This is a genomic window from Streptomyces sp. NPDC052682 (assembly GCF_040678435.1).
Taxonomy (GTDB): domain Bacteria; phylum Actinomycetota; class Actinomycetes; order Streptomycetales; family Streptomycetaceae; genus Streptomyces.
This window is the reverse complement of record NZ_JBFATS010000016.1, coordinates 146,787-170,532: the sequence shown is the minus strand read 5'-3', so window position 1 is coordinate 170,532 and position 23,746 is coordinate 146,787. Positions and strand designations below refer to the sequence as shown.

The window sequence follows — 23,746 nt, the reverse complement described above, 5'->3', positions numbered from 1 at the left end:
CTCCTTGCCCGGCGGCGCCCTCGGTCGTGGACGCCGCTCAGATACCGCTGGCGCTCGGTGGCGTGTGCGGTGCCCGTCCCCGCACTGCGCGACTCGGCGGTACGAAAGAGCCTAGAACGCCTCTGCGCTGGTGGGGAGATCATTTGCGTCATTGCTGTGCTCCGACTGGCCCCGAAAAAGCAGTCGGCTGCGGGTACCCGCCGAGGGCACCCGCAGCCGCCCTGTCTTTTACAGGTACTGACCGGTGTTCGCCACCGTGTCGATGGAGCGTCCGGTGTCCGCGCCCTGCTTTCCGGTGATGAGCGTACGGATGTAGACGATCCGCTCGCCCTTCTTGCCGGAGATACGGGCCCAGTCGTCCGGGTTGGTGGTGTTGGGCAGGTCCTCGTTCTCCTTGAACTCGTCCACGCAGGCCTGGAGCAGGTGGGAGACGCGCAGGCCCTTCTGGTTCTTCTCGAGGAAGTCCTTGATCGCCATCTTCTTGGCGCGGCCCACGATGTTCTCGATCATGGCGCCGGAATTGAAGTCCTTGAAGTAGAGGACTTCCTTGTCGCCGTTGGCGTAGGTGACCTCCAGGAAGCGGTTCTCCTCGGATTCGGCGTACATGTGTTCCACGGCCGTCTGGATCATGGCCTGGACGCACGCCGCCTTGTCGCCGCCGTGCTCCGCGAGGTCGTCCGCGTGGAGCGGGAGGCGCTCGGTGAGGTACTTCCCGAAGATGTCCTTGGCCGCCTCGGCGTCCGGACGCTCGATCTTGATCTTCACGTCGAGCCGGCCGGGCCGCAGGATGGCGGGGTCGATCATGTCCTCGCGGTTGGAGGCGCCGATCACGACCACGTTCTGCAGGCCCTCCACGCCGTCGATCTCGGCGAGCAGCTGCGGGACGATGGTGTTCTCCACGTCCGAGCTGACACCGGAGCCACGGGTGCGGAAGAGGGACTCCATCTCGTCGAAGAAGACGATCACGGGGGTGCCCTCGCTGGCCTTCTCACGCGCACGCTGGAAGACCAGGCGGATCTGCCGCTCGGTCTCGCCGACGTACTTGTTGAGCAGCTCGGGGCCCTTGATGTTGAGGAAGAAACTCTTGCCGGCGGCCTGGCCGGTCACCTCGGCGACCTTCTTGGCCAGCGAGTTGGCCACGGCCTTGGCGATCAGGGTCTTGCCGCATCCAGGGGGCCCGTACAGCAGGACACCCTTGGGCGGGCGCAGCTCGTGCTCCTTGAACAGGTCGGGGTAGAGGTACGGCAGCTCGACCGCGTCGCGGATCGCCTCGATCTGGTTGCCGAGGCCACCGATCTGCTCGTATCCGATGTCGGGGACCTCTTCGAGGACGAGTTCCTCGACCTCGCTCTTCGGCACGACCTCGTAGACGTAGCCGGAGCGGGGTTCGAGCAGGAGGGCGTCGCCGGGGCGGATGGTGACGTCCAGCAGCGGCTCGGCGAGCCGTACCACCCGCTCCTCGTCGGTGTGCCCGAGCACCAGGGCCCGCTCGCCGTCCTCGAGGATCTCCTTGAGGGTGACGATGTCACCGACGCGCTCGAACTCCATGGCCTCGACCACGTTGAGCGCTTCGTTGAGCATCACTTCCTGGCCGCGCCGGAGCTCGTCGAGCTCCACGCTGGGGCTGACGTTCACCCGGAGCTTGCGGCCCCCGGTGAAGATGTCGGCGGTGCCGTCCTCGTTCGCCTGCAGGAAGACTCCGAAGCCGGCCGGCGGCTGGGCGAGCCGGTCGACCTCCTCCTTGAGGGCCACGATCTGGTCGCGGGCCTCACGGAGCGTGTTGGCGAGTCGTTCGTTCTGGGCGGACACGCCGGCCAGGTTGGTCTGCAGCTCGACGATCCGCTCTTCGAGAATCCTCGTGTGTCGCGGAGAGTCGGCGAGCTTGCGTCGCAGGACGGCGATCTCCTGCTCAAGGTAGGCAATCTGCCCGGCCGGGTCGTCGGACCCGCGTCCCGGGCGGATGCCGCGGTTAATGTCGTCGTCGTGGGCTGCCACGGTCCTCACCTCCTCCAAGGGGAGCTGGACGCTTCCAGACCCTACCTGGGCGGGTGTCGATTGAAACCCCTAGATCAGAAAGACGATCGAGGTGTGTCCGATCTTCACCCTTGCGCTCTCCCTCACGCCAGGGGAATACCCACCGAAGATGATTGGAACCCAGTCGGAGGTAGGGTCGAAGCGTTCAACACCCGTCAGAGCTGGCCGGATTCCCGTACGGCTCGACGCAGGAAACGGCAGGAGAGATGAGCGTGCAGCAGGAGGCAGTGGCCGGCGGCGAGGCACTGGAGGTCTGGATCGACCAGGACCTGTGTACCGGCGACGGCATCTGCGCCCAGTACGCGCCCGAGGTGTTCGAGCTGGACATCGACGGTCTGGCCTACGTCAAGGGCCCGGACGACGAGCTGCTTCAGGACAGGGGAGCGACAACACCCGTGCCCCTGCCGCTCCTCACGGACGTGATCGACTCGGCGAAGGAGTGTCCGGGCGAGTGCATCCATGTGCGCCGCGTTTCGGACAGGACCGAGGTGTACGGCCCAGACGCTGAGTGACTGGATTACTACACAGCGTCATGCCTGTCTTGCTTCTCATACCCCGGGCGGGCGTGCCTCACGCGCTGTGGGCGCCGGCCGGGGTGGACCGGACGAACGCGCCGTTGTGCCAGCGCCACTTCGCGCCGGTCGTCACGTCCGGGCAGCAACGCGGCACGTCCGCCGACGAGTAGCCGAGCAGCGTGGCGGTGACGGCGCCGTCACGTACGGTCAAATCGCTGACGGTGGTGCCGTCCTCGGGGTCGAGCAGGGTGGCCACCACGCGGGGCGCGGCGCTGTCCGCGGCGCGCGTGAGGACGTACACGCCGTCCGGCGGGGTGCCCATGGGGGCGTCGCAGTGGACCGCGGCGACCGTCTCGGGGCGGCCGTCGGCGTCGAGGTCCCCCGATACCCGCTTCGTCACCACGGCCTTGACCGGGCCGCACTGCAGCGGGAACGCCACGTGCGCCGGGTCGGGCGGCGCGAGGTGCGCCGGGGCGCTCTTGGTCTCCGGCCCGGCGCTCTGGGCCGCCGTCGCCGCGCCCGGCTGGAGAACCGAGGAGAGGGCCACGACACCGGCCAGGGCCGTGGCGGTGGCGAGCCAGTGGATCGGGCGGGTGTGGGTGTGGGCGAGCTCCGGGACGGCGGAAGGCTGCACTAGGAGGGTCTCCTGTGAGGGCTGTGCCGGCAGGGGTGCTGGGTGGTGGGGATGGCCAGCATCGTGCCACACGTCACAGGGCGGGGGAACGGCGGGGGGGTGTGAACGTCCCCCCGGCGGGAACACGAGTGGGTTGCGCAACGCAGGTGCGGGCGGCCGCGGGAAGTGCTTCCGGCCGTCAAGAGAAGGGCGCCGTGGCCGAGTTCCCGCCGCACTGCGGAACTCGGCCACGGCGCCCACACGTTGGACGCGGCGGCGGACCGGCTAGCGGCCCGCGCCTCCGGTGGCGTTGGGACCCTCGTAGTCCTCGCCGTAGGCGCCCTTGGCGGGGCGGCGGCGGCGCATCGGGGGTTCGACGCCGTCGGCGAGGCGGCGGGCGGTGAGCAGGAAGCCGGTGTGGCCGATCATCCGGTGGTCCGGGCGGACGGCCAGGCCCTCGATGTGCCAGTTGCGGATCATCGTCTCCCAGGCGGTCGGCTCGTTGAAGCAGCCGATCTCGCGGATGGACTCCACGGTCCGGGCGAGCTGGGTGGTGGTCGCGACGTAGCAGCACAGGATGCCGCCGGGCACCAGGGCCTTGGAGACGGCCTCCAGGCACTCCCAGGGGGCGAGCATGTCCAGGATGACGCGGTCGACGTCGGTGTCGGACAGGTTGTCCTGGAGGTCGCCGACGGTGAGCTGCCAGGCGGGGTGCGGGCCGCCGAAGTAGCGCTCGACGTTCTGCCGGGCGATCTCGGCGAAGTCCTCGCGGCGCTCGTAGGAGTGCAGCATGCCCTGGTCGCCGATGGCGCGCAGCAGGAAGCTGCTGAGCGAGCCGGAGCCGACGCCGGCCTCCACGACGCGGGCGCCGGGGAAGATGTCGGCGAAGGCGAGGATCTGCCCCGCGTCCTTCGGGTACACGACGGCTGCCCCGCGGGGCATGGACAGGACGTAGTCGGGGAGCAGGGGGCGCAGCGCGAGGTAGGCGACGTTCCCGGTGGTGCGGACAACGCTGCCCTCGGGAGCGCCGATCAGTTCGTCGTGCGGGAAGGAACCCTTGTGGGTGTGGAAGTTCTTCCCGGCCTCGAGCGTGAACGTGTAGTGGCGGCCCTTGGGGTCGGTCAGCTGTACCTGGTCCCCGACCTTGAAGGGCCCGCGCCTGCGGGCGGCACCGGTCGGTTCGGACATGTGACCAGCCTACCGGCGATTCGGGGGCCCGCCGACCACCGGGCCGGCCACTAGGACGGTCTGGCCATCGCCTTGACGAAGGCGTGCTCGACGTCGGCCGCGGACAGGACGCCGTAGATCTCGCCGGTCTCCTCGACCACGAGGTACTCGGTGGCCGGGGTCGCGCGCAGCGCCTCCAGCAGCTCCTCCCCCGCCAGCTCCGCCGAGACGCGCATGCCGTCGGTGAGCTCCTGGGCGAGTCCGCCGACCGCGACCCAGGGGCGGCGGTGTTCGGGTACGCCGACGATGGCGGCCTCCCTGACGATCGACAGGGGCGTGCCCTCGGCGTCGACGACCACGAGGGCGCGGGCACCGGCGGCGTTGGCGCGGCGCAGGGCCTCCGAGAGCGGGGTGTCGGTCTCGACGGGGACGGCCCGGCGGGTCAGGGCGCGGGCGCGCAGCTCGGGGAGGTGTTCGCGCAGGCGGGCCATGCGCAGGCTGTTGCCGGCGCCGGTCCAGATGATCGCGGCGAGGATGGCGGCGAGCAGGGCGTCCATGACGGTGTCCATGCCGACGCTGTCCTCGGCGGCGGAGCCGAGGGCTCCGGACTGGGTGAGCAGCGGCAGGCCGAGCAGCACGGTGACGGCGAGGGCACGGCCGACCCAGGCGGCGGCGACCGTCCCGCTCATGGGCTTGCCGGTGATCTTCCAGACGACCGCGCGGAGCATGCGGCCGCCGTCCAGGGGCAGGCCCGGCAGGAGGTTGAAGACGGCCACGATCAGGTTGGAGATCATCAGGCCGGCCAGCAGGACCCCGGGGACGGTGCCGGGCTCGACGGCCTGGAGGGCGGCGTAGAACCCGCCGGCCAGCAGAAGGGAGAGCAGCGGCCCGACGAAGGCGAGCACGAACTCCCGGCCGGGGGTCTCGGCCTCCTTCTCGATCTCCGAGACGCCACCGAAGAACTGCAGCCTGATGCGCCGGACCGGGAGCTTGAAGCGGAGGGCGGCGACCGTGTGGGCCAGCTCGTGCACCAGCACGGAGGCGTAGAAGGCGACCGCGAAGAAGAGGGAGACCAGGTAGCGCAGGGCACCGAGCTCGGGCAGCACGCGGTCGAGCTGCCCGCCGAACACCCAGGTGATCAGGGCGGCGACGAGGAACCAGCTGGGCGCGACGTACACGGGTACCCCGAACGGCCGCCCCATCAGCAGCCCGCCCCGGGGGTCCGGAGGCCGCGGCGCGGGGTTGCGGGGGGCGCCGGAGCGGGCGAGGGTGCGGTGGTGGTCGCCGGGGGCGGTACGGTCGGCGCCCGGTGCGGGCTGCGGACCGTCGGGCCGGGCCTGATGCGGTGTGGGGCCGCCCTGCCCGGGCGGGGTCCGGCCGTCGGCGGACGCGTCGGCGGCTGTCCCGGCGGCGGATCCGCCCGCGGGCTTTTCCGCGTCGGCGTCCGCGGACTCACCCGCGGGGTGTTCCCCGCCGCCGTCGGCGGGCTCGTCCGGACGCTGCCGGTTCGGCCCCGCCTCGTCGCGTGCGCCGGGGGCGGGCCGGGGGTCGCCGTCCTGTCCGGCGCGCAACGGCGGTACGTCCGTGGGCTGTTCGTCCGGTACGGGGCCGGCGGGGCCGGGGTCGGGGTGCGCCGGGCCCGCGGCCCGGGCCGCGGGCCCCGCGTGACGCTCGGCCGACTCGTCGTTGCCGGACCGCGGCTGCCCGCGCCCGCCGCTCTCGTCCACCGGTGTCCCCTCGATCGAAGAAGCCTCTCGGGTCGATGGTATGCGGCCGTCGCGACGCGTTCCGCCCCGGCACCCCTGTGTCACCGTGCGTCGCGGGCGTCCCGGCCGCGGCTGGGTCACTGTCAGTGGCGGGCCGTAAGGTCTTGGGGCATGGAGACGAGCACCGAGGGCGCGCCGGACGCCACCAGCAGCCCCGCCGCGGCGGACCCGCGGACGGCGGCGGCCGGGGGCACGACGACGGCGGCCACCGTGGCCCCGGCCGCCACCCCGGCCCCGACCACGCCCAGCGAGACCGGCCCGGCCGAGACCGCAGCCACCGAAGCCGCGACCACCGGGGCCGTTGCCACCGAGGCCGTCGCCATACCTCCCACCACGCTGTCCCCCTCCCGTGCCGGTGACTTCATGCAGTGCCCGCTGCTGTACCGGTTCCGGGTCATCGACCGGCTCCCGGAGAAGCCCAGCGAGGCGGCGACCCGGGGCACCCTGGTGCACGCGGTCCTGGAGCGGCTCTTCGACGCCCCGGCGGCCGAGCGCACCGCGCCGCGCGCCAAGTCGCTGATCCCCGCACAGTGGGACCGGCTGCGCGAGAGCAGGCCGGAGGTCGTGGAGCTGTTCGCGGACGACCCGGACGGGGAGCGGCTGGCGCGCTGGCTCGCCGAGGCGGAGCAGCTCGTGGAGCGCTGGTTCACGCTGGAGGATCCGAGCAGGCTGGAGCCGGCCGAGCGCGAGCTGTTCGTCGAGGCGGAGCTGGAGTCGGGGCTGCGGCTGCGCGGCATCATCGACCGGGTGGACGTGGCGCCCACGGGCGAGGTGCGGATCGTCGACTACAAGACGGGCAAGGCGCCGCGGCCCGAGTACGCCGAGGGCGCGCTGTTCCAGATGAAGTTCTACGCCCTGGTGGTGTGGCGGCTGAAGAAGGTGGTCCCCCGGCGGCTGCAACTGGTCTACCTCGGCAGCGGTGACGTCCTGACGTACGACCCCGTCCCGGCGGACCTGGAGCGGGTCGAGCGCAAGCTGCTGGCCCTGTGGGAGGCGATCCGGCGGGCGACCGAGACGGGGGACTGGCGGCCGCGGCCCACCAAGCTGTGCGGCTGGTGCGACCACCAGGCGCACTGCCCGGAGTTCGGCGGCACTCCCCCGCCGTACCCGCTCCCCGTGTCCGGGGCCGCGCAAGGCAGAATGGGCCCGGACTAGCGAAGGAGACTTACGTGGCCATCCGCGTCCTACTGGTCGACGACCAGCCGCTGCTGCGTACGGGCTTCCGGATGATCCTGGAGGCCGAGCAGGACATCGCGGTCGTCGGCGAGGCCGGGGACGGCCTCCAGGCCCTGGACCAGGTGCGGGCCCTGCAGCCCGACGTGGTGCTGATGGACATCCGCATGCCGCGGATGGACGGTGTGGAGGCGACCCGGCAGATCACCGGGCCCGGCCGGGACGGTCCCGCGAAGGTGCTGGTGCTGACCACCTTCGACCTCGACGAGTACGTGGTGGAGGCCCTCCGGGCCGGGGCCAGCGGCTTCCTGCTGAAGGACGCCCCGGCCAACGAGCTGGTGCAGGCGATCCGGGTGGTGGCCGCGGGCGAGGCGATGCTCGCGCCCAGCATCACCAGGCGGCTGCTCGACAAGTACGCCACGCATCTGCCCTCCGGCGAGGAGCCGGTGCCGGACACCCTGCACACCCTCACCGACCGTGAGGTGGAAGTGCTGAAGCTGGTGGCGCGCGGCCTGTCCAACGCGGAGATCGCCGCCGACCTGTTCGTCAGCGAGACCACCGTCAAGACACACGTCGGGCACGTGCTGACCAAGCTGGGCCTGCGCGACCGGGTGCAGGCGGCGGTGTACGCGTACGAGAGCGGGCTGGTGCGCCCCGGCGCGCAGTAGCCGGACCCGCACAGCGCGAAGGGCGCCCTCGTCCGCGGAGGAGGGCGCCCTTGACGTCGGTACGGCGGCTCAGCCCTTGCTCAGCTCCCAGAACCGGAAGACGGTCGAGGCGTCGAGGCAGTACTCCAGCCCGTAGACGCTGTCGCGGACGACCGCGTACTGCTTGGCCTGCCAGACCGGCAGGACGGGCAGTTCCCGGGCGACGATGTCCTGGAGGCGGCCGAACTCCTTGTCGGTGGCGGAGCGGTCGCTCTGCGCCGCGGTGCGCGGGATGAGCGTGCCGGTGATCGTGTTGTTGCTGTAGTTGTTGCCCAGCACGTTGCCCTTGCCGAAGAAGGGGGCCGTGAAGTTGTCGGCGTCCGGGTAGTCCGGGATCCAGCCCTTGACGTACACGCCGTACTTGCCGGCGGCGATGTCCTTCTCGTACCGGTCGAAGGGGACGGACTTGACGTCGGCCTCGAACAGCCCGCTGGCGTTGAGCTGGCCGGCGATGCCCTTCAGCACGTCGTCGGTGGCGGGGCCGTAGCGCGACGGGGTCGACCACAGGGTGAGCTTCACCTTGCCGGTGATGCCGTCGGCGCGCAGGGCGGCCTGGGCCTTGGCGGTCGAGGGGCGGGCGCCGTAGATGTCGAAGAAGGCCGTGTTGTGGCCCGCGATACCGGCCGGGATGATCGAGTACAGCGGGGTGGCGGTGCCCTGGTGGACGTTCTTGATGAGGGCCTCGCGGTCGATCAGGTGCGCGATGGCCTTGCGCACGCCGAGCTTTCCGGCCACCGGGTCGTTCATGTTGAAGACCAGGTGCTGGACCTCGGCGCTGCTGCCCTCGACGACCTCGACGCCGGAGCCGTCGTCGGCCTTCTCGATGTCGGCGATGTCCTGCGCGGTCAGACCGCGGTAGGCGATGTCGACGTCCCCGTCCATCAGGGCCTGCTTGAGCGCCGACTGGTCACCGTGGAAGAACTTCAGCGTCACACCGGAGTTCTGCGCCTCGGCGGTGCCCTTGTAATGCTCGTTGACCGAGAAGACGGCCTCGTCCTTGCCGAAGGAGTCGAGCTTGTACGGGCCGGAGCCGACGGCCTGGCCGTCCTTGCGCAGCCCGTCCGCGTCGTACTGGCGGTGGTCGACGATCGAGCCGGCACCGGAGGCGATCTTGCTGGGGAAGGTGGCGTCCGGCGTGTTGAGCCGGAAGACGACGGTGTTGTCGTCGGGGGTCTCGACCTTGTCGAGCGTGGGGAACATGACCGCGGGACCGTCGGGGTCGTTGATCTTCAGCATGCGGTCGAAGGAGAACTTGACGTCCTCCGAGGTGAGCGGGTCACCGTTGCTGAACTTCAGACCCTTCTTCAGCGTGCACGTGAAGACCTTGGTCTGGTTGTCCGTGAAGGAGCACTGCTCGGCGGCCTCGGGCTGCGGCTCGGTGCCGCCCTTGGGGAAGCTGAGCAGCGACTGGAAGACGTTGTTGAACAACAGCCAGGAGCCGGGGTCGTAGCCGGAGGCGGGGTCGGTGGCGAGGACGTCGTCGGACATCCCCATCACGACGGTGGAGCCGTTCCCCCCGGAATCGGCGGACTCCGATCCGCAGCCGGTCAGCAGGCCGGAGGCCAGCCCCGCCACGAGGGGCAGGACCGGCCACTGGTTGCGCATGTTCACGTGTGTGTGCCTTGTCGTCGGTTCTCGAGTAGCCGGAGCCCGTCCCGGGCGCCGGACGCGGAACCCGGGGCCGTGGTCGAAAGGCCCCGGGCGCCAGGGGTCGGTCAGCCGCTCACACCGCGACCGAGCTCCCACAGCTGGAGAGTCGAGGAGGAGTTGAGCGCGTAGGCGGTGCCGGTGACGTCGCTGTTGGTGGCGACGTACTGCTTGCCCTGCCACAGCGGGATCACCGGTACGTCGTTGGCGACGATGTCCTGAATGGCGGTCAGGCTGCCCTCGGCCGAGAGCCGGTCGGCCTCGCGGCGCGACTGCGGGATCAGCTCGTTGCGGATCCGGCTGTTGGCGTACGGCGAGCCGAGGAAGTTGTCCTTGTCGAGGAAGGGCGCGAGGAAGTTGTCCGCGTCCGGGAAGTCCGGGAACCAGCCCATGCCGTAGACGTCGTACTCGCCCTTCTGCTCGGCCGGGCGGAAGGTGGACCAGGGGGCGCCCTGGATGCTGACGTCGAACAGGCCGCTGTCGTTGAGCTGCTTGCGCAGCAGCTCGAACTCCTGCTTGGTCGCCGGGCCGTAGTGGTCGGTGGTGTAGTGCAGGGTCAGCTTGACCGGGGTGGTGATGCCGGCCCGGGCCAGCAGCGCCTTGGCCTTGGGGACGCTCGGGTCGCCGTACTTGTTGAAGAACGAGTTGGAGTGTCCGGTGATGCTGGCCGGGACCAGCGAGTACAGCGGCTCGGCCTGGGAGCCGTACACCTTGGAGACGAGCTCGCCGCGGTTGATGATCTGGGCCATCGCCTGGCGGACGGCCTTGGACTTCACGGTGGGCGCGTCGGTGTTGAAGGCGAGGTAGCGGATCTCCAGGCCGGACATCTCGACGAGGTCGATGTCGCCGCCGGAGTCGCGGGAGAGCCGGTGGATCTGCTCGGGCGACATGCTGCGGGTCATCAGGTCGATGTCGCCCTTCTCGATCGCCTGCCCCATGGCGTCGGCGTCGTCGAAGGAGACCAGCTCGACCTTGTCGTTGTTCACCTGCAACGCCCCCTTGTAACGGGGGTTCTTGGTGAACACGGCCCTGACCAGTTCGTCGCCCTTGGTCTCGGCGTGGAAGGTGTACGGGCCCGAGCCGTCCACGGCGAAGCCGTCGCGCAGCTTGTCCTTGGCGTAGTCGTCGGGGTCGACGATGCCGGCGACGGGGGTCGACAGCTTGTACGGGAACGTCGCGTCGGCGGTCTTGAGGTGGAAGATGACCTCGCGGTCGCCCTGGGTCTCGACGGTGTCGATGGTGGACAGCAGGGCGAACACACCGCTGTCGGCCTTGATCGAGCGGGCCCGGTCGATGGAGTACTTCACGTCGGACGCGGTGACGGAGTCGCCGTTGGCGAACTTCAGCCCGGAGCGCAGGGTGCAGGCGTAGCGCTCGTTGCCGGCATCGGTGAAGCCGCACTTCTCGGCGGCCTCGGGCACGGGCTCGCCCTCGCCGCGCGGCTGGACCATCAGGGTCTGCACGGTCTGGCGCAGGATGTTCCAGGTGCCGACGTCGTAGGCGTACGCCGGGTCGAGGGGCGCGGGGGCGTCCTTCGAGGCGGTGAACCGGTCCGTGGTGCCGACGACGATGGCATCGCCGTCGCTGCTCCCACCGTCGGTACTGCCACAGGCGGCGAGCACCGGCGCGAGCAGGCCGATGACGGCCGGCAGCACCAGAGTCTTGCGGTTCATGCTCGAGTTTCTCCGTCAGCTGTCGACTCCGTGTATCCGGCAAGCATGGGTGGCGCAGCGGATCACGGAGCTGGGGGTGATGTTCTCGCGATGAGATTAGTCCGCGGCGGCAGCAGGGCGTACCGCCACCGAAGTTGAGGCCCCATCACGCAGTGAAACCGGGCGTGGACAGACCGAAAACCCGACAGGGGAAGGATTCGTGCAGCATTCCATGAATCAGGACACAAGGGTGCGCCTACGGCCCTCGTCGGGGGGTGTCCGGCATGCCCGCGACCCTCTGTCGAGCCCCTGAGGGGTGGGGAACGTCACACCGGCGACATGCCGCACGATGCTTGAACTTCGCCCTATTCACCCTTTCACGCTCGTCCGAATTCATTCGGACGCGTGTCGCATTGGGGCGGGCGGCGCATCGGGAATTACGTGCCTAAGGCGGTGCGGCACGCAGGGTGAACACCGGGCGTATTTCCGTCATCACACGCTGATAGGCGCTGATCGGGCGCTGATCAGCCGCTGATCAGGCCGTGCAGGAATGTCAGGTCGATCTCTTCCAGGGAGGACACGACGGTGCGTCCCGGGGCCGGGGCGATGGGGGCCACGGAGGGGACGGCCACGACACGGCAGCCGGCGGCCTCGGCGGCGGCGACACCCGTCGCGGTGTCCTCGACGACGGCGCACCGGGCCGGATCGGCGCCGAGCCCGGCGGCGGCCACCAGGTAGGGGTCGGGGTGGGGCTTGGTGCGCGGCACCTCGTCCCCGGCGACCGTCAGGGCGAAGTGGTGCGCGCCGAGCGAGGTCAGCACCCGGTCGATGATGCGCCGGTGCGAGGCGGAGACCAGGGCGGTGGGGATCTCGTACTCATGCAGCTCGGCCAGCAGCCGGGTGGCTCCCGGCATCAGCGGCAGGGAGCCGTCGATGCGCTCCTCGAAGCCCTTGTTGAGCAGCACGGTCAGTTCGGCGAGGGTGATGTCGGCGCCGGTCGCCTCGATCAGGAAACCCGCGCTGCGGGTCATGGGCCCGCCGACCACGACATGGCGCCAGGAGTCGTCCAGTGTGTGACCGAGGGAGGCGAAGACCTCGACCTCGACGTCCCACCAGAAGCCCTCCGTGTCCACCAGGGTGCCGTCCATGTCGAGGAGCACGGCTTGCAGGGCCGAGCCCTCGGCCGTGCGGGTACCGAGCGCGGGGACAGTACTGGTCATCCACGTACCTCCTCAGGGACGATCAGGCCGGTTCCCAGCGGGGAACCGGCCTGCGGTGGACCGACCAGTCTACGTCGTACCCGGGCGAAACGCCTCGTTGAGCCCGTGTGTCCCTCGGTTTACGGGGTTGGGAGGGGGTTCGTGGCAGGTGGGGGCCGGGGGTGTCGCGTCGGGTTTCGCGCCGAGAGGTTGCGTGGGGCCAGGGGTGGGACGTGCGCCCGGAGCCGGCTCGGCACCCGCTCCGAGGACGCCACGCCGAGGTCCCAGGCCGGTGGGGCACGCCTGCCCCCAGGGCCTCGCGCCAGAGGCCGGGGACGAGGCCCGTACCCAGGGCCAGGCCCCGCGCCATGCGCCCAGGACGCGCGATACGCCCGGCGGGGCTGCACTCCCACGGCCCGGAAGCCGACGCTCCCCGGCCTGGCGGCCAAGACCGCCGAGTCCACTCCGGGGGCCGCGCAGCGTGCACCCGAGACGGCGCGACACTCCTCCCCCGGGAACCCGCGCCACGCACCCGGACCGACACGACGCCCGTCCTGCGCAACCCGGCCGGGCGGCCCATACGGCAAGAACCCACCCCCGAGGGCCGCGCAGCGTCCACCCGAGACGGCGCGACACTCCTCCCCCGGGAACCCGCGCCACGCACCCGGAGGCCGACACGACGCCCGTCCTGCGCAACCCGGCCGGGCGGCCCATACGGCGAGAACCCACCCCCGAGGGTCGCGCAGCGTCCACCCGAGACGGCGCGACACTCCTCCCCCCGGCAGCCCGCACCACGCACCCACGGCCGACACGAAAGCCACCCGTAGCCGGTCGACCCGGCTGCCCGGGCAGCCGGGTCGGTGGGCAGGGGTCAGCGGGCGTTGAAGTACTTTGCCTCCGGGTGGTGGATCACGATGGCGTCCGTGGACTGCTCGGGGTGCAGCTGGAACTCCTCGGAGAGGTGGACGCCGATGCGCTCCGGCTGGAGCAGGTCGGCGATCTTGGCGCGGTCCTCCAGGTCGGGGCAGGCGCCGTAGCCGAGGGAGAAGCGGGCACCCCGGTACTTCAGCTCGAACATGCCCTGCATCTCCTGCGGGTCCTCGCCGGCGAAGCCGAGCTCGGCGCGCACGCGCGCGTGCCAGTACTCGGCGAGCGCCTCGGCCAACTGCACGGACAGCCCGTGCAGTTCGAGGTAGTCGCGGTAGGCGTTGGCCTCGAAGAGACGGGCCGTCTCCTCGCCGATGCGCGAGCCCACGGTGACGACCTGGAGGCCCACGACGTCCGTCTCGCCGGACTCCTCCGGGCGGAAGAAGTCGGCCAGGCACAGCCGCCGGCCGCGCCGCTGGCGCGGGAAGGTGAAGCGGGTCCGCTCGTTGCCGGACTCGTCGAGGATGATCAGGTCGTCGTCCTTGGAGACGCACGGGAAGTAGCCGTAGACCACGGCCGCCTCCAGCAGGTTGTCCGTCTGGAGCCGGTCGAGCAGGCCGCGCAGCCGGGGCCGGCCCTCGGTCTCGACGAGTTCCTCGTACGTCGGTCCCTCACCGGTGCGGGCCTGCTTCAGGCCCCACTGGCCCTTGAACAGGGCGCCTTCGTCCAGCCAGGAGGCGTACTCCTTGAGCTGGACGCCCTTGACGACCCGGGTGCCCCAGAACGGCGGGGTGGGGACGGGGTTGTCGGTGGCCACGTCGGAGCGGGCCGAGCCCTCCTGCGGGCGCTCCTCGATCTCGACGGTGGCCGCCTTGACGCGGCGCTGCCGCAGTTCGGGCAGCTTCGCGCCGGGCACCCCGCGCTTGATGCCGATGAGGGCGTCCATCAGGCGCAGGCCCTCGAACGCGTCGCGGGCGTAGCGGACTTCGCCCTCGTAGATCTCGTGCAGGTCCTGCTCGACGTACGCGCGCGTCAGGGCGGCCCCGCCGAGGATGACCGGGTACTTCGCCGCCAGGCCGCGGGTGTTGAGCTCCTCCAGGTTCTCCTTCATGATCACCGTGGACTTGACCAGGAGCCCCGACATGCCGATGACGTCGGCCTTGTGCTCCTCGGCGGCCTCCAGGATCGCGGAGACCGGCTGCTTGATGCCGAGGTTGACGACGTTGTAGCCGTTGTTGGACAGGATGATGTCGACGAGGTTCTTGCCGATGTCGTGCACGTCGCCGCGCACGGTGGCCAGCACGATCGTGCCCTTGCCGGCCTCGTCGGTCTTCTCCATGTGCGGCTCGAGGTAGGCCACGGCCGTCTTCATCACCTCGGCGGACTGGAGCACGAACGGCAGCTGCATCTGGCCGGAGCCGAACAGCTCGCCGACGACCTTCATGCCGTCCAGGAGGGTGTCGTTGACGATGTCGAGGGCCGGGCGGGTCCGCAGGGCCTCGTCGAGGTCGGCCTCCAGGCCGTTGCGCTCGCCGTCGATGATGCGGCGCTTGAGGCGCTCGTCCAGCGGCAGGGCGGCCAGCTCCTCGGCCCTGCCGGCCTTCAGGGACTTCGCCGTGGCGCCCTCGAACAGCTGCATGAGCTTCTGGAGGGGGTCGTAGCCCTCGCTGCGGCGGTCGTAGATCAGGTCCAGCGCCGTGGTGACCTGCTCCTCGTCGAAGCGGGCGATCGGCAGGATCTTCGACGCGTGCACGATCGCCGAGTCCAGGCCCGCCTTGACGCACTCGTCGAGGAAGACGGAGTTGAGCAGGATGCGGGCGGCCGGGTTGAGGCCGAAGGAGATGTTCGACAGACCGAGGGTGGTCTGGACGTTCGGGTGACGCCTCTTCAGTTCGCGGATCGCCTCGATGGTGGCGATGCCGTCCTTGCGGGACTCCTCCTGGCCCGTACAGATGGTGAAGGTCAGGCAGTCGACGAGGATGTCCTCCTCGCGGATGCCCCAGTTCCCGGTCAGGTCCGCGATCAGCCGTTCGGCGATCTCGACCTTCTTCTCGGGGGTGCGGGCCTGGCCCTCCTCGTCGATGGTCAGCGCGATCAGCGCGGCGCCGTGCTCCTTGGCGAGCTGGGTGACCTTGGCGAAGCGGGACTCGGGGCCGTCGCCGTCCTCGTAGTTCACCGAGTTGATCACCGCGCGGCCGCCGAGCTTCTCCAGGCCGGCGCGGATCACGTCGACCTCGGTGGAGTCCAGCACGATCGGCAGCGTGGAGGCGGTGGCGAAGCGGCCGGCCAGCTCCCGCATGTCGGCGACGCCGTCCCGGCCGACGTAGTCCACGCACAGGTCGAGCATGTGCGCGCCCTCGCGGATCTGCTCGCGGGCCATCTCCACGCAGTCGTCCCAGCGGCCGTCCAGCATGGCCTCGCGGAACTTCTTGGAGCCGTTGGCGTTGGTGCGCTCGCCGATGGCCAGGTAGGAGGTGTCCTGCCGGAACGGCACGCTCTGGTAGAGGGAGGCCGCGCCCGGCTCGGGCTGCGGGGTGCGCTCGGCCGGGGCGGTGCCGCGTACCCGCTCGACCAGCTGACGCAGATGCTCCGGCGTCGTACCGCAGCAGCCGCCGACCAGGTTCAGGCCGTAGTCGCGGACGAAGGTCTCCTGCGCGTCGGCCAGGCCCTGCGGGTCGAGCGGGAAGTGCGCGCCGTCCTTGGTGAGGATGGGCAGCCCCGCGTTCGGCATGCACAGCAGCGGGATGCGGGAGTGCCGCGAGAGGTAGCGCAGGTGCTCGCTCATCTCGGCCGGGCCGGTGGAGCAGTTCAGGCCGATCATGTCGATGCCCAGCGGCTCCAGCGCGGTCAGGGCCGCGCCGATCTCCGAGCCCAGCAGCATGGTGCCGGTCGTCTCGAACGCCATCGAGCACAGCAGGGGTACCTCGACCCCGGTGGCCTCCATGGCGCGGCGGGCGCCCAGGACGGAGGCCTTGGTCTGGAGCAGGTCCTGGGTGGTCTCCACGATCAGCGCGTCGGCGCCGCCGGCCAGCAGGCCCTCGGCGTTGGCCTGGTAGCCGTCGCGGATCGTCGGGTAGTCGATGTGTCCCAGGGTGGGCAGCTTGGTGCCGGGGCCGATCGAGCCGAGCACCCAGCGGGGGCGGCCGTCCCGGGCGGCGTGCTCGTCGGCCACCTCGCGGGCGATGCGGGCGCCGGACTCGGAGAGCTCGTGGATCCGGTCGGCGATGTCGTACTCCACCATGGCGGTGTGGTTGGCGCCGAAGGTGTTGGTCTCCACGCAGTCCACGCCCGCGTCGAAGTACGCGTCGTGCACCGAGCGCACGATGTCCGGCCGCGTGACGTTGAGGACCTCGTTGCAGCCCTCGAGGTTCTGGAAGTCCTCCAGGGTGGGGTCCTGGGCCTGGAGCATGGTGCCCATCGCGCCGTCGGCGACCACCACACGGGTGGCGAGCGCGTCGCGGAGGGCGGACACACGGGTCCGGCTGTCGGTGGAAGGGGTCGGCGGCAACGAGGCCATGTAAGGGGCTCCCTCAGGTGCGACGGCTGTCGGCTATGCGGCCTCCCGGGACCTTCGGCCGCGAGGCGTCCCGCAGCGGCGTCCGTCGAAGGCGCACGGCGCCAGCGTAACCGGGAGTCGGCTCGGATGGGCAGGGCGTCCACGGGCCGGACGCGGATGGCGGACCCGGGCTGCGTCTCCTTCCCACGCTGCCAGCGGACACCGTGGCGAAGGCGGCCCCGGCGCCGTGGCGCGCCTGGGCCCGCGGCGGGGCGAGGTCGTTCGCCGCCACGACGGCGGATCGGCGAGGCTCCGCCGAAGGCGTGACGGATGTACGCCGAGCCGTGGTGGAGGCGCGGGCAGGCGCGACAGAACCGCGGGGATCCGCGGCGCGCACAGGCCAGCCGCCGGCAGATGCGCAACGGATGAGGGAGGCTCCGCCGAATGCGTGACGGATGTACGCCGGCCCGTGGCGGAGGAACGACGGCCAGACGTGCACCGATCCGCAGCAGATGCGCGACCAACCGGCGAGGATTCCGCCGAATGGGCGACGCATGTACGCCAGATGAGCCCCTGTCGCCCAACACGGAGCGACCAACCATTAGCGGGAGGTCGGCAAAGACCGGTAGTGTTCGGCATTGCCGAACGGCGGCAGCGGCGTCGCGCCGTCGGCGGTCGAAGGGGACGGAGGCAGTACGGCGATGGCACGGAACATCCAGTCGCTCGAGCGGGCGGCCGCGATGCTGCGGCTGCTGGCGGGCGGCGAGCGACGGCTCGGCCTGTCGGACATCGCCTCGTCGCTGGGCCTCGCCAAGGGCACCGCCCACGGGATCCTGCGCACGCTCCAGCAGGAGGGCTTCGTCGAGCAGGACGAGACCTCCGGGCGCTACCAGCTGGGCGCCGAACTGCTGCGGCTGGGCACGACGTACCTCGACGTGCACGAGCTGCGGGCGCGCGCCCTGGTGTGGACGGACGACCTGGCCCGCTCCAGCGGCGAGAGCGTCTACCTGGGCGTCCTGCACCAGCAGGGCGTGCTGATCGTGCATCACGTCTTCCGGCCCGACGACAGCCGGCAGGTGCTGGAGATAGGGGCCATGCAGCCGCTGCACTCCACCGCCCTGGGCAAGGTGCTGTCGGCCTACGACCCGGTCGCGCACAGCGAGGCGATCGAGGCCGACCGCAAGGCGTTCACGGACCGGACGATCTGCGAGCTGGACGCGTTCGAGCAGGTCCTGGACCTCACCCGCGCGCGGGGCTACGCGGCGGACGTCGAGGAGACCTGGGAGGGCGTCGCCTCCATCGCCGCGCCCATCCACGACCGGCGGCGCATGCCGGTCGGGGCGGTGGGCATCACCGGCGCGGTCGAGCGGCTGTGCCGCGACGGCGAGCTGCGGCCCGAGCTGATCGCGGCGGTCCGGGACTGTGCCCGCGCGGTGTCGCGGGACCTGGGCGCCGGACGCTTCTAGACCGTCCAGCGAGACGTACGGCAAGGCACCGGGGCGCCGGGACGGCGCTCCGGCCCCCGGCATACCCGGGCGGCCTCCCGGCCACCGCCGCGCACGGATCACCGGCCGCGCAGCATCGGCCCGCGACGATCAATAACGATCGGGCATTCGATAACAGAACTCTTGACGGGCCCGTGACCCCGGAGCAAGACTCCCGTCCATCGGTCGACATTGTCGAACACCTACCGGCAATACGCGCTAGAGTGTGACAACGCCAGGCCGGTTGTACCTCCCCTGGACGAAGGACAAAGGAGTCGCGGGTGTCCAGCTCCGACATCTTCATCGGCGAGACCATCGGTACCGCCATACTCATCCTGCTCGGCGGTGGCGTGTGCGCCGCCGTCACGCTGAAGGCCTCCAAGGCCCGCAACGCCGGCTGGCTCGCGATCACCTTCGGGTGGGGCTTCGCAGTGCTCACGGCGGTGTACACCTCGGCGCCGCTGTCCGGCGCCCACCTCAACCCGGCCGTGACCGTCGCCCTGGCGATCAAGGACGGCGACTGGAGCAACGTTCCGACGTACTTCGCCGGACAGCTGCTCGGCGCCATGATCGGTGCGGCTCTGGTCTGGGTCGCCTACTACGGCCAGTTCCACGCGCACCTCACCGACAAGGAGATCATCGGCGGTCCGGGTGCGCAGGCCACCACCGCCAAGGCGGTCGAGGCCCGGGAGAAGGGCGCGGGTCCCGTGCTCGGCGTCTTCTCCACCGGTCCCGAGGTCCGGGTCGTGTGGCAGAACCTCGCCACGGAGATCATCGGGACGGTCGTGCTGGTCCTCGCCGTGCTCACGCAGGGCCTGAACGACAAGGGCAACGGCCTGGGCACCCTGGGCGCCCTGGTCACCGCGCTCGTGGTCGTCTCGATCGGCCTCTCCCTCGGCGGTCCGACCGGGTACGCCATCAACCCGGCCCGTGACCTCGGACCGCGGATCGTGCACGCCCTGCTGCCGCTGCCCAACAAGGGCGGCTCCGACTGGGGCTACGCCTGGATCCCGGTGGTCGGCCCGCTGATCGGCGGTGCGATCGCCGCAGGCATCTACAACGTCGCCTTCGCCTGAGTGCGCCCCCGTGGCACATTCACGAAACTTTCGGCACGCGCCGTACGTACAGCCCCATAACGACGGATTTCCCAGGAGCACACTGTGACCGACGCCCACGCCGGCCCCTTCATCGCCGCCATCGACCAGGGCACGACCTCGTCCCGCTGCATCGTGTTCGACCGGGACGGCCGGATCGTCTCCGTCGACCAGAAGGAGCACGAGCAGATCTTCCCCAAGCCGGGCTGGGTCGAGCACGACGCCACCGAGATCTGGACCAACGTCCAGGAGGTCGTCGCCGGCGCCATCGAGAAGGCCGGCATCACCCGGGACGACATCAAGGCCATCGGCATCACCAACCAGCGCGAGACCACCGTGCTGTGGGACAGGAACACCGGTGAGCCCGTCCACAACGCCATCGTCTGGCAGGACACCCGCACCGACGCCCTGTGCAGGGAACTCGGCCGCAACGTCGGCCAGGACCGCTTCCGCCGCGAGACCGGCCTTCCCCTGGCCTCCTACTTCGCCGGTCCCAAGGCCCGCTGGCTGCTCGACAACGTCGAGGGCCTCAAGGAGCGCGCCGAGGCGGGCGACATCCTCTTCGGCACCATGGACACCTGGGTCATCTGGAACCTGACCGGCGGGGTCGACGGCGGCAGGCACGTCACGGACGTCACCAACGCCTCCCGCACGCTGCTGATGAACCTCCACACCATGGAGTGGGACGACCGCATCTGCGAGTCCATCGGCGTGCCGCAGCAGATCCTGCCCGAGATCCGCTCCTCCGCCGAGGTCTACGGCGAGATCAAGGGCGGCAGACTGGGCGACCTGCTCGGCGGCATCCCGGTCGCCTCCGCGCTCGGCGACCAGCAGGCGGCCCTGTTCGGCCAGACCTGCTTCGCCGAGGGCGAGACCAAGTCGACGTACGGCACCGGCACCTTCATGGTGATGAACACCGGTGACAAGATCATCAACTCGTACAGCGGCCTGCTGACGACCGTCGGCTACAAGATCGGCGACCAGGACACGGTCTACGCCCTGGAGGGCTCGATCGCCGTCACGGGCTCGCTGGTGCAGTGGATGCGCGACCAGATGGGCCTGATCTCCACCGCGGCCGAGATCGAGACCCTCGCGCTGTCGGTCGAGGACAACGGCGGCGCGTACTTCGTCCCGGCCTTCTCCGGCCTGTTCGCCCCGTACTGGCGCTCCGACGCCCGCGGTGTGATCGCCGGCCTGACCCGGTACGTCACCAAGGCGCACCTCGCGCGTGCCGTCCTGGAGGCCACCGCCTGGCAGACCCGGGAGATCGCGGACGCCATGACGAAGGACTCCGGCGTGCCGCTGGCCACCCTCAAGGTCGACGGCGGCATGACCTCCAACAACCTGCTGATGCAGACGCTCTCGGACGTCCTGGACGCCCCCGTGGTGCGCCCGATGGTCGCCGAGACCACCTGCCTCGGCGCCGCCTACGCCGCCGGTCTCGCCGTCGGCTTCTGGAACAGCACCGACGACCTGCGCGCCAACTGGCGCCGGGCCGCCGAGTGGACCCCCCGCATGGACGCGGAGACCCGCGACCGTGAGTACAAGAACTGGCTCAAGGCCGTCGAGCGGACCATGGGCTGGCTCGAGGACGAGAACTGACGCGAGCTCCGACGAGAGCTCCGACGAGGAGTAAGAACCCGACATGACCAGTCAGTCCACCCTGCAGTCCGTGCCTGCCCTGGGGACGCGCCCGGCCTCCGGCTCCAACCCGAGCCGCGCCGAGACCCGGGAGCAGCTCTCCAAGGCGTCGTACGACCTCCTCGTGATCGGCGGCGGCATCCTGGGCATCTCCACCGCCTGGCACGCCGCGCAGTCCGGTCTCAGGGTGGCCCTGGTCGACGCCGGCGACTTCGCCGGCGCCACCTCCTCCGCCTCCTCCAAGCTGCTCCACGGCGGCCTGCGCTACCTGCAGACCGGCGCGGTGAAGCTGGTGGCGGAGAACCACTTCGAGCGCCGTGCGGTCTCCCGCCAGGTGGCCCCCCACCTGGCGAACCCGCTCACGTTCTACCTCCCCGTGTACAAGGGCGGGCCGCACGGCGCGGCGAAGCTCGGGGCGGGCGTCTTCGCCTACTCCGCGCTGTCGGCCTTCGGTGACGGCGTGGGGCACCTGCTCTCGCCGGCCAAGGCCGCGCAGGACGTGCCCGAGCTGCGCACCGAGAACCTCAAGGCCGTGGCCGTGTACGGCGACGACCAGATGAACGACGCACGGATGGCGCTGATGACGGTCCGGGCGGCCGTCGAGGCGGGCGCGGTCGTGCTCAACCACGCCGAGGTGACCGGCCTGCGCTTCACCCGGGGCCGGGTGACCGGCGCGGAGCTGAAGGACCGGCTCTCGGGCGAGGAGTTCGGCGTCAACGCCCGGCTCGTGCTCAACGCGACCGGCCCCTGGGTCGACCACCTGCGGAAGATGGAGGACCCCAACGCGGCGCCGTCCATCCGCCTGTCCAAGGGCGCGCACCTGGTGCTCAAGCGGACCTCGCCGTGGCGGGCCGCGCTGGCCACCCCGATCGACAAGTACCGCATCACCTTCGCCCTCCCCTGGGAGGACATGCTGCTGCTCGGCACCACCGACGAGGAGTACGAGGGCGACCCGGCGGACGTCGCGGTCAACGACAAGGACATAGCCCAGATCCTCGACGAGGCCGCCTTCTCCGTCCGCGACCGCCAGCTCAAGCGCGACCTGATCACCTACGCCTTCGCGGGCCTGCGCGTGCTGCCGGGCGGCCCCGGCGACACCGCGAAGGCCAAGCGGGAGACGGTGGTCACCGAGGGCCGGGGCGGGATGCTGTCCGTCGCGGGCGGCAAGTGGACCACGTTCCGCCACATCGGCCGTACGGTGATGAAGAAGCTGGAGTCGCTGCCGGGCCACCCCCTGGGTGACGACTTCGAGCCGGTCTCCGCGCTGCCGAAGAAGCTGCCGCTGCCCGGCATCGCCAACCCGCGCGCGGTCGCCCACCGCCTGCTGACCGACCGCCCGGCGCCCGGCCCGCGCATGGCGGCCGACACCGCCAGGCACCTGGCCACGCACTACGGCTCGCTGGCCTTCGACATCGCCCGGCTGGCCAACGAGGACCCGGCACTGGCCGAGCGTGTCCACCCGGACGCGCCGGAGATCTGGGCTCAGGTCGTCTGGGCCCGGGACCACGAGTGGGCCGAGACGGCCGACGACGTGCTGCGCCGCCGCACGACGCTGACGATCCGCGGCCTGGCCACGGACGAGGTCCGCGCGAAGGTGCAGGACCTGCTCGACAAGAAGTAGGTCCCTCCCGCCGAAGGGGCGGCTCCACGCCGACGGAGCCGCCCCTTCGGCGTGCCTCCGTACGGCCGGCGGCTCAGGGCAGCAGCGCCTCACCGAGCCGCCGCCAGTGCGGTACCGCCGACTCACCCGGCCGGATCCCGATCACCTGCACGGCCACGTGGTCGGCGCCGGCCGCGACATGGCCCCGGAGCCGTTCGACGATGCCCTCCAGGTCGCCCCAGAACACCAGGTCGTCGACGAGCCGGTCGCTGCCGCCGTCCGCGATGTCCTCCTCGGTGTAGCCGAGCCGCCGGAACTTGGCGATGTTGTAGGGGGTGGTCAGGTAGGGGTGCAGGTGCTCGCGGGCGATCGCCCGGGCCGTCACGGGGTCGTACTCGAACAGCACCGCGTGCTCGACGGCCAGGAACGCGTCCGGGCCGAGGGCCTGGCGGGCCTGGGCGGTGTGGGCGACGTTGACGTGGTAGGTCTGGGCGCCGGCCGCGCGGTCACGGGCCAGCTCCAGCATCTTCGGGCCGTACGCGGCGAGGATGCGGCGGATCGGGGCCTTGGGGGCCGGGGAGTCGGGGCTCGACTCCAGCGCGTCCAGTTCGTCCAGGTACGCGGCCATGGCCGCCAGCGGCTTCACCCCGGGGCGCGGCCGGCCGCCGAACCCCAGCCCCAGCACGTGCCGGCCGGGGTAGGCGTCGGCCAGCAGCGCGGCCGCGCCGTGCGTCCACCGGGCCTGACGGGACCAGATCTGCGCGATGCCGTTCACGACATGCAGCCGCTCGGTGCCCGCCAGCAGGTACCCGGCGAGGGTGAGCGCCTCGCGCCCGGCCACCTCGGGGAACCAGACCGCGCCCCAGCCCTGCTCCTCCAGCTCCCGCACCGAGGCGCGCACCCGCGCGGCCGGCTGGTGCTCGAAGTCGAAGGTGTAGATGCCGAACGTACCCAGCTCCAAGCCGTCGAGACTGCCCATCGCCTTCGTCTCCTCGTCGTCCACAGTGATCACGCCCTGACAGGATCGTAATATCGCAGAATCTCGATACGACTGCAAGATCAAGGGGTCGCGCTCCCCTCGAGCGCGGGGG

The 23,746-nt window shown here is 70.9% G+C and carries 16 protein-coding genes; 7 read left to right on the top strand and 9 right to left on the bottom strand.

Annotation, left to right across the window (positions count from 1 at the left end; genetic code table 11):
- Nucleotides 1–228: 228 nt before the first annotated feature.
- The gene (gene arc / locus AB0K80_RS24870) at nucleotides 229–1,995 is read right to left on the bottom strand and encodes a proteasome ATPase (RefSeq protein ID WP_365673155.1); all 1,767 of its coding nucleotides are present in this window, start codon (nucleotides 1,993–1,995) and stop codon (nucleotides 229–231) included.
- Between the two features lie 245 nt (nucleotides 1,996–2,240).
- Between arc and AB0K80_RS24865 the strand changes: the two genes are divergently transcribed.
- Entirely contained in the window at nucleotides 2,241–2,546 is a 306-nt protein-coding gene (locus AB0K80_RS24865) for a ferredoxin (RefSeq protein ID WP_365673153.1), read from the top strand.
- A gap of 58 nt (nucleotides 2,547–2,604) precedes the next feature.
- Here AB0K80_RS24865 and AB0K80_RS24860 read toward each other — a convergent pair whose 3' ends face one another.
- From AB0K80_RS24860 to AB0K80_RS24850, 3 genes are all read right to left on the bottom strand, one after another.
- The gene (locus tag AB0K80_RS24860) at nucleotides 2,605–3,183 is read right to left on the bottom strand and encodes a hypothetical protein (RefSeq protein WP_365673152.1); all 579 of its coding nucleotides are present in this window, start codon (nucleotides 3,181–3,183) and stop codon (nucleotides 2,605–2,607) included.
- A 264-nt stretch (nucleotides 3,184–3,447) separates the two neighbouring features.
- Nucleotides 3,448–4,350: a tRNA (adenine-N1)-methyltransferase gene (locus AB0K80_RS24855; protein ID WP_365673151.1), complete on the bottom strand. Its 903-nt coding sequence runs from the start codon at nucleotides 4,348–4,350 to the stop codon at nucleotides 3,448–3,450.
- Between the two features lie 50 nt (nucleotides 4,351–4,400).
- On the bottom strand, nucleotides 4,401–6,056 hold the full coding sequence (locus tag AB0K80_RS24850; protein WP_365673149.1) for a site-2 protease family protein: 1,656 nt from the start codon (nucleotides 6,054–6,056) through the stop codon (nucleotides 4,401–4,403).
- 150 nt (nucleotides 6,057–6,206) lie between these two features.
- Between AB0K80_RS24850 and AB0K80_RS24845 the strand changes: the two genes are divergently transcribed.
- Nucleotides 6,207–7,250: a RecB family exonuclease gene (locus AB0K80_RS24845; protein ID WP_365673148.1), complete on the top strand. Its 1,044-nt coding sequence runs from the start codon at nucleotides 6,207–6,209 to the stop codon at nucleotides 7,248–7,250.
- 14 nt (nucleotides 7,251–7,264) lie between these two features.
- Nucleotides 7,265–7,936 (top strand): response regulator transcription factor, encoded by a 672-nt coding sequence (locus AB0K80_RS24840; RefSeq protein WP_014671700.1) that lies wholly within the window; start codon nucleotides 7,265–7,267, stop codon nucleotides 7,934–7,936.
- 69 nt (nucleotides 7,937–8,005) lie between these two features.
- Here the strand turns inward: AB0K80_RS24840 and AB0K80_RS24835 are convergent, their stop codons facing one another.
- The 4 genes from AB0K80_RS24835 to metH all read right to left on the bottom strand — a co-directional run bounded on the left by AB0K80_RS24835 (nucleotide 8,006) and on the right by metH (nucleotide 16,857).
- Nucleotides 8,006–9,586, bottom strand: a complete 1,581-nt coding sequence (locus AB0K80_RS24835) for an ABC transporter substrate-binding protein (protein WP_365673146.1) — start codon at nucleotides 9,584–9,586, stop codon at nucleotides 8,006–8,008.
- Nucleotides 9,587–9,690: 104 nt separating this feature from the next.
- Nucleotides 9,691–11,295, bottom strand: coding sequence for an ABC transporter substrate-binding protein (locus AB0K80_RS24830; RefSeq protein ID WP_365673144.1), 1,605 nt, complete (start codon nucleotides 11,293–11,295; stop codon nucleotides 9,691–9,693).
- A 503-nt stretch (nucleotides 11,296–11,798) separates the two neighbouring features.
- Nucleotides 11,799–12,494 carry an HAD family phosphatase gene (locus AB0K80_RS24825; protein ID WP_365673142.1) on the bottom strand — a complete coding sequence of 232 codons (696 nt, stop codon included), beginning with the start codon at nucleotides 12,492–12,494 and terminating at the stop codon, nucleotides 11,799–11,801.
- Nucleotides 12,495–13,344: 850 nt separating this feature from the next.
- Nucleotides 13,345–16,857, bottom strand: coding sequence for a methionine synthase (gene metH / locus AB0K80_RS24820; protein WP_365673140.1), 3,513 nt, complete (start codon nucleotides 16,855–16,857; stop codon nucleotides 13,345–13,347).
- A 680-nt stretch (nucleotides 16,858–17,537) separates the two neighbouring features.
- On the opposite strand from metH, the gene AB0K80_RS24815 reads away from it, so the two are divergent.
- The 4 genes from AB0K80_RS24815 to AB0K80_RS24800 all read left to right on the top strand — a co-directional run bounded on the left by AB0K80_RS24815 (nucleotide 17,538) and on the right by AB0K80_RS24800 (nucleotide 22,676).
- Entirely contained in the window at nucleotides 17,538–18,302 is a 765-nt protein-coding gene (locus tag AB0K80_RS24815; RefSeq protein WP_365673138.1) for an IclR family transcriptional regulator, read from the top strand.
- Between the two features lie 299 nt (nucleotides 18,303–18,601).
- Entirely contained in the window at nucleotides 18,602–19,396 is a 795-nt protein-coding gene (locus AB0K80_RS24810) for an MIP/aquaporin family protein (protein WP_365673136.1), read from the top strand.
- 84 nt (nucleotides 19,397–19,480) lie between these two features.
- Complete coding sequence (gene glpK, locus AB0K80_RS24805; RefSeq protein ID WP_365673134.1) at nucleotides 19,481–21,016, top strand: glycerol kinase GlpK; 1,536 nt, start codon at nucleotides 19,481–19,483, stop codon at nucleotides 21,014–21,016.
- Nucleotides 21,017–21,059: 43 nt separating this feature from the next.
- Nucleotides 21,060–22,676, top strand: coding sequence for a glycerol-3-phosphate dehydrogenase/oxidase (locus AB0K80_RS24800; RefSeq protein WP_365673132.1), 1,617 nt, complete (start codon nucleotides 21,060–21,062; stop codon nucleotides 22,674–22,676).
- A gap of 73 nt (nucleotides 22,677–22,749) precedes the next feature.
- On the opposite strand, the gene AB0K80_RS24795 is transcribed toward AB0K80_RS24800, so the two are convergent.
- Complete coding sequence (locus AB0K80_RS24795; RefSeq protein WP_365673130.1) at nucleotides 22,750–23,667, bottom strand: TIGR03620 family F420-dependent LLM class oxidoreductase; 918 nt, start codon at nucleotides 23,665–23,667, stop codon at nucleotides 22,750–22,752.
- Between the last annotated feature and the right edge of the window lie 79 nt (nucleotides 23,668–23,746).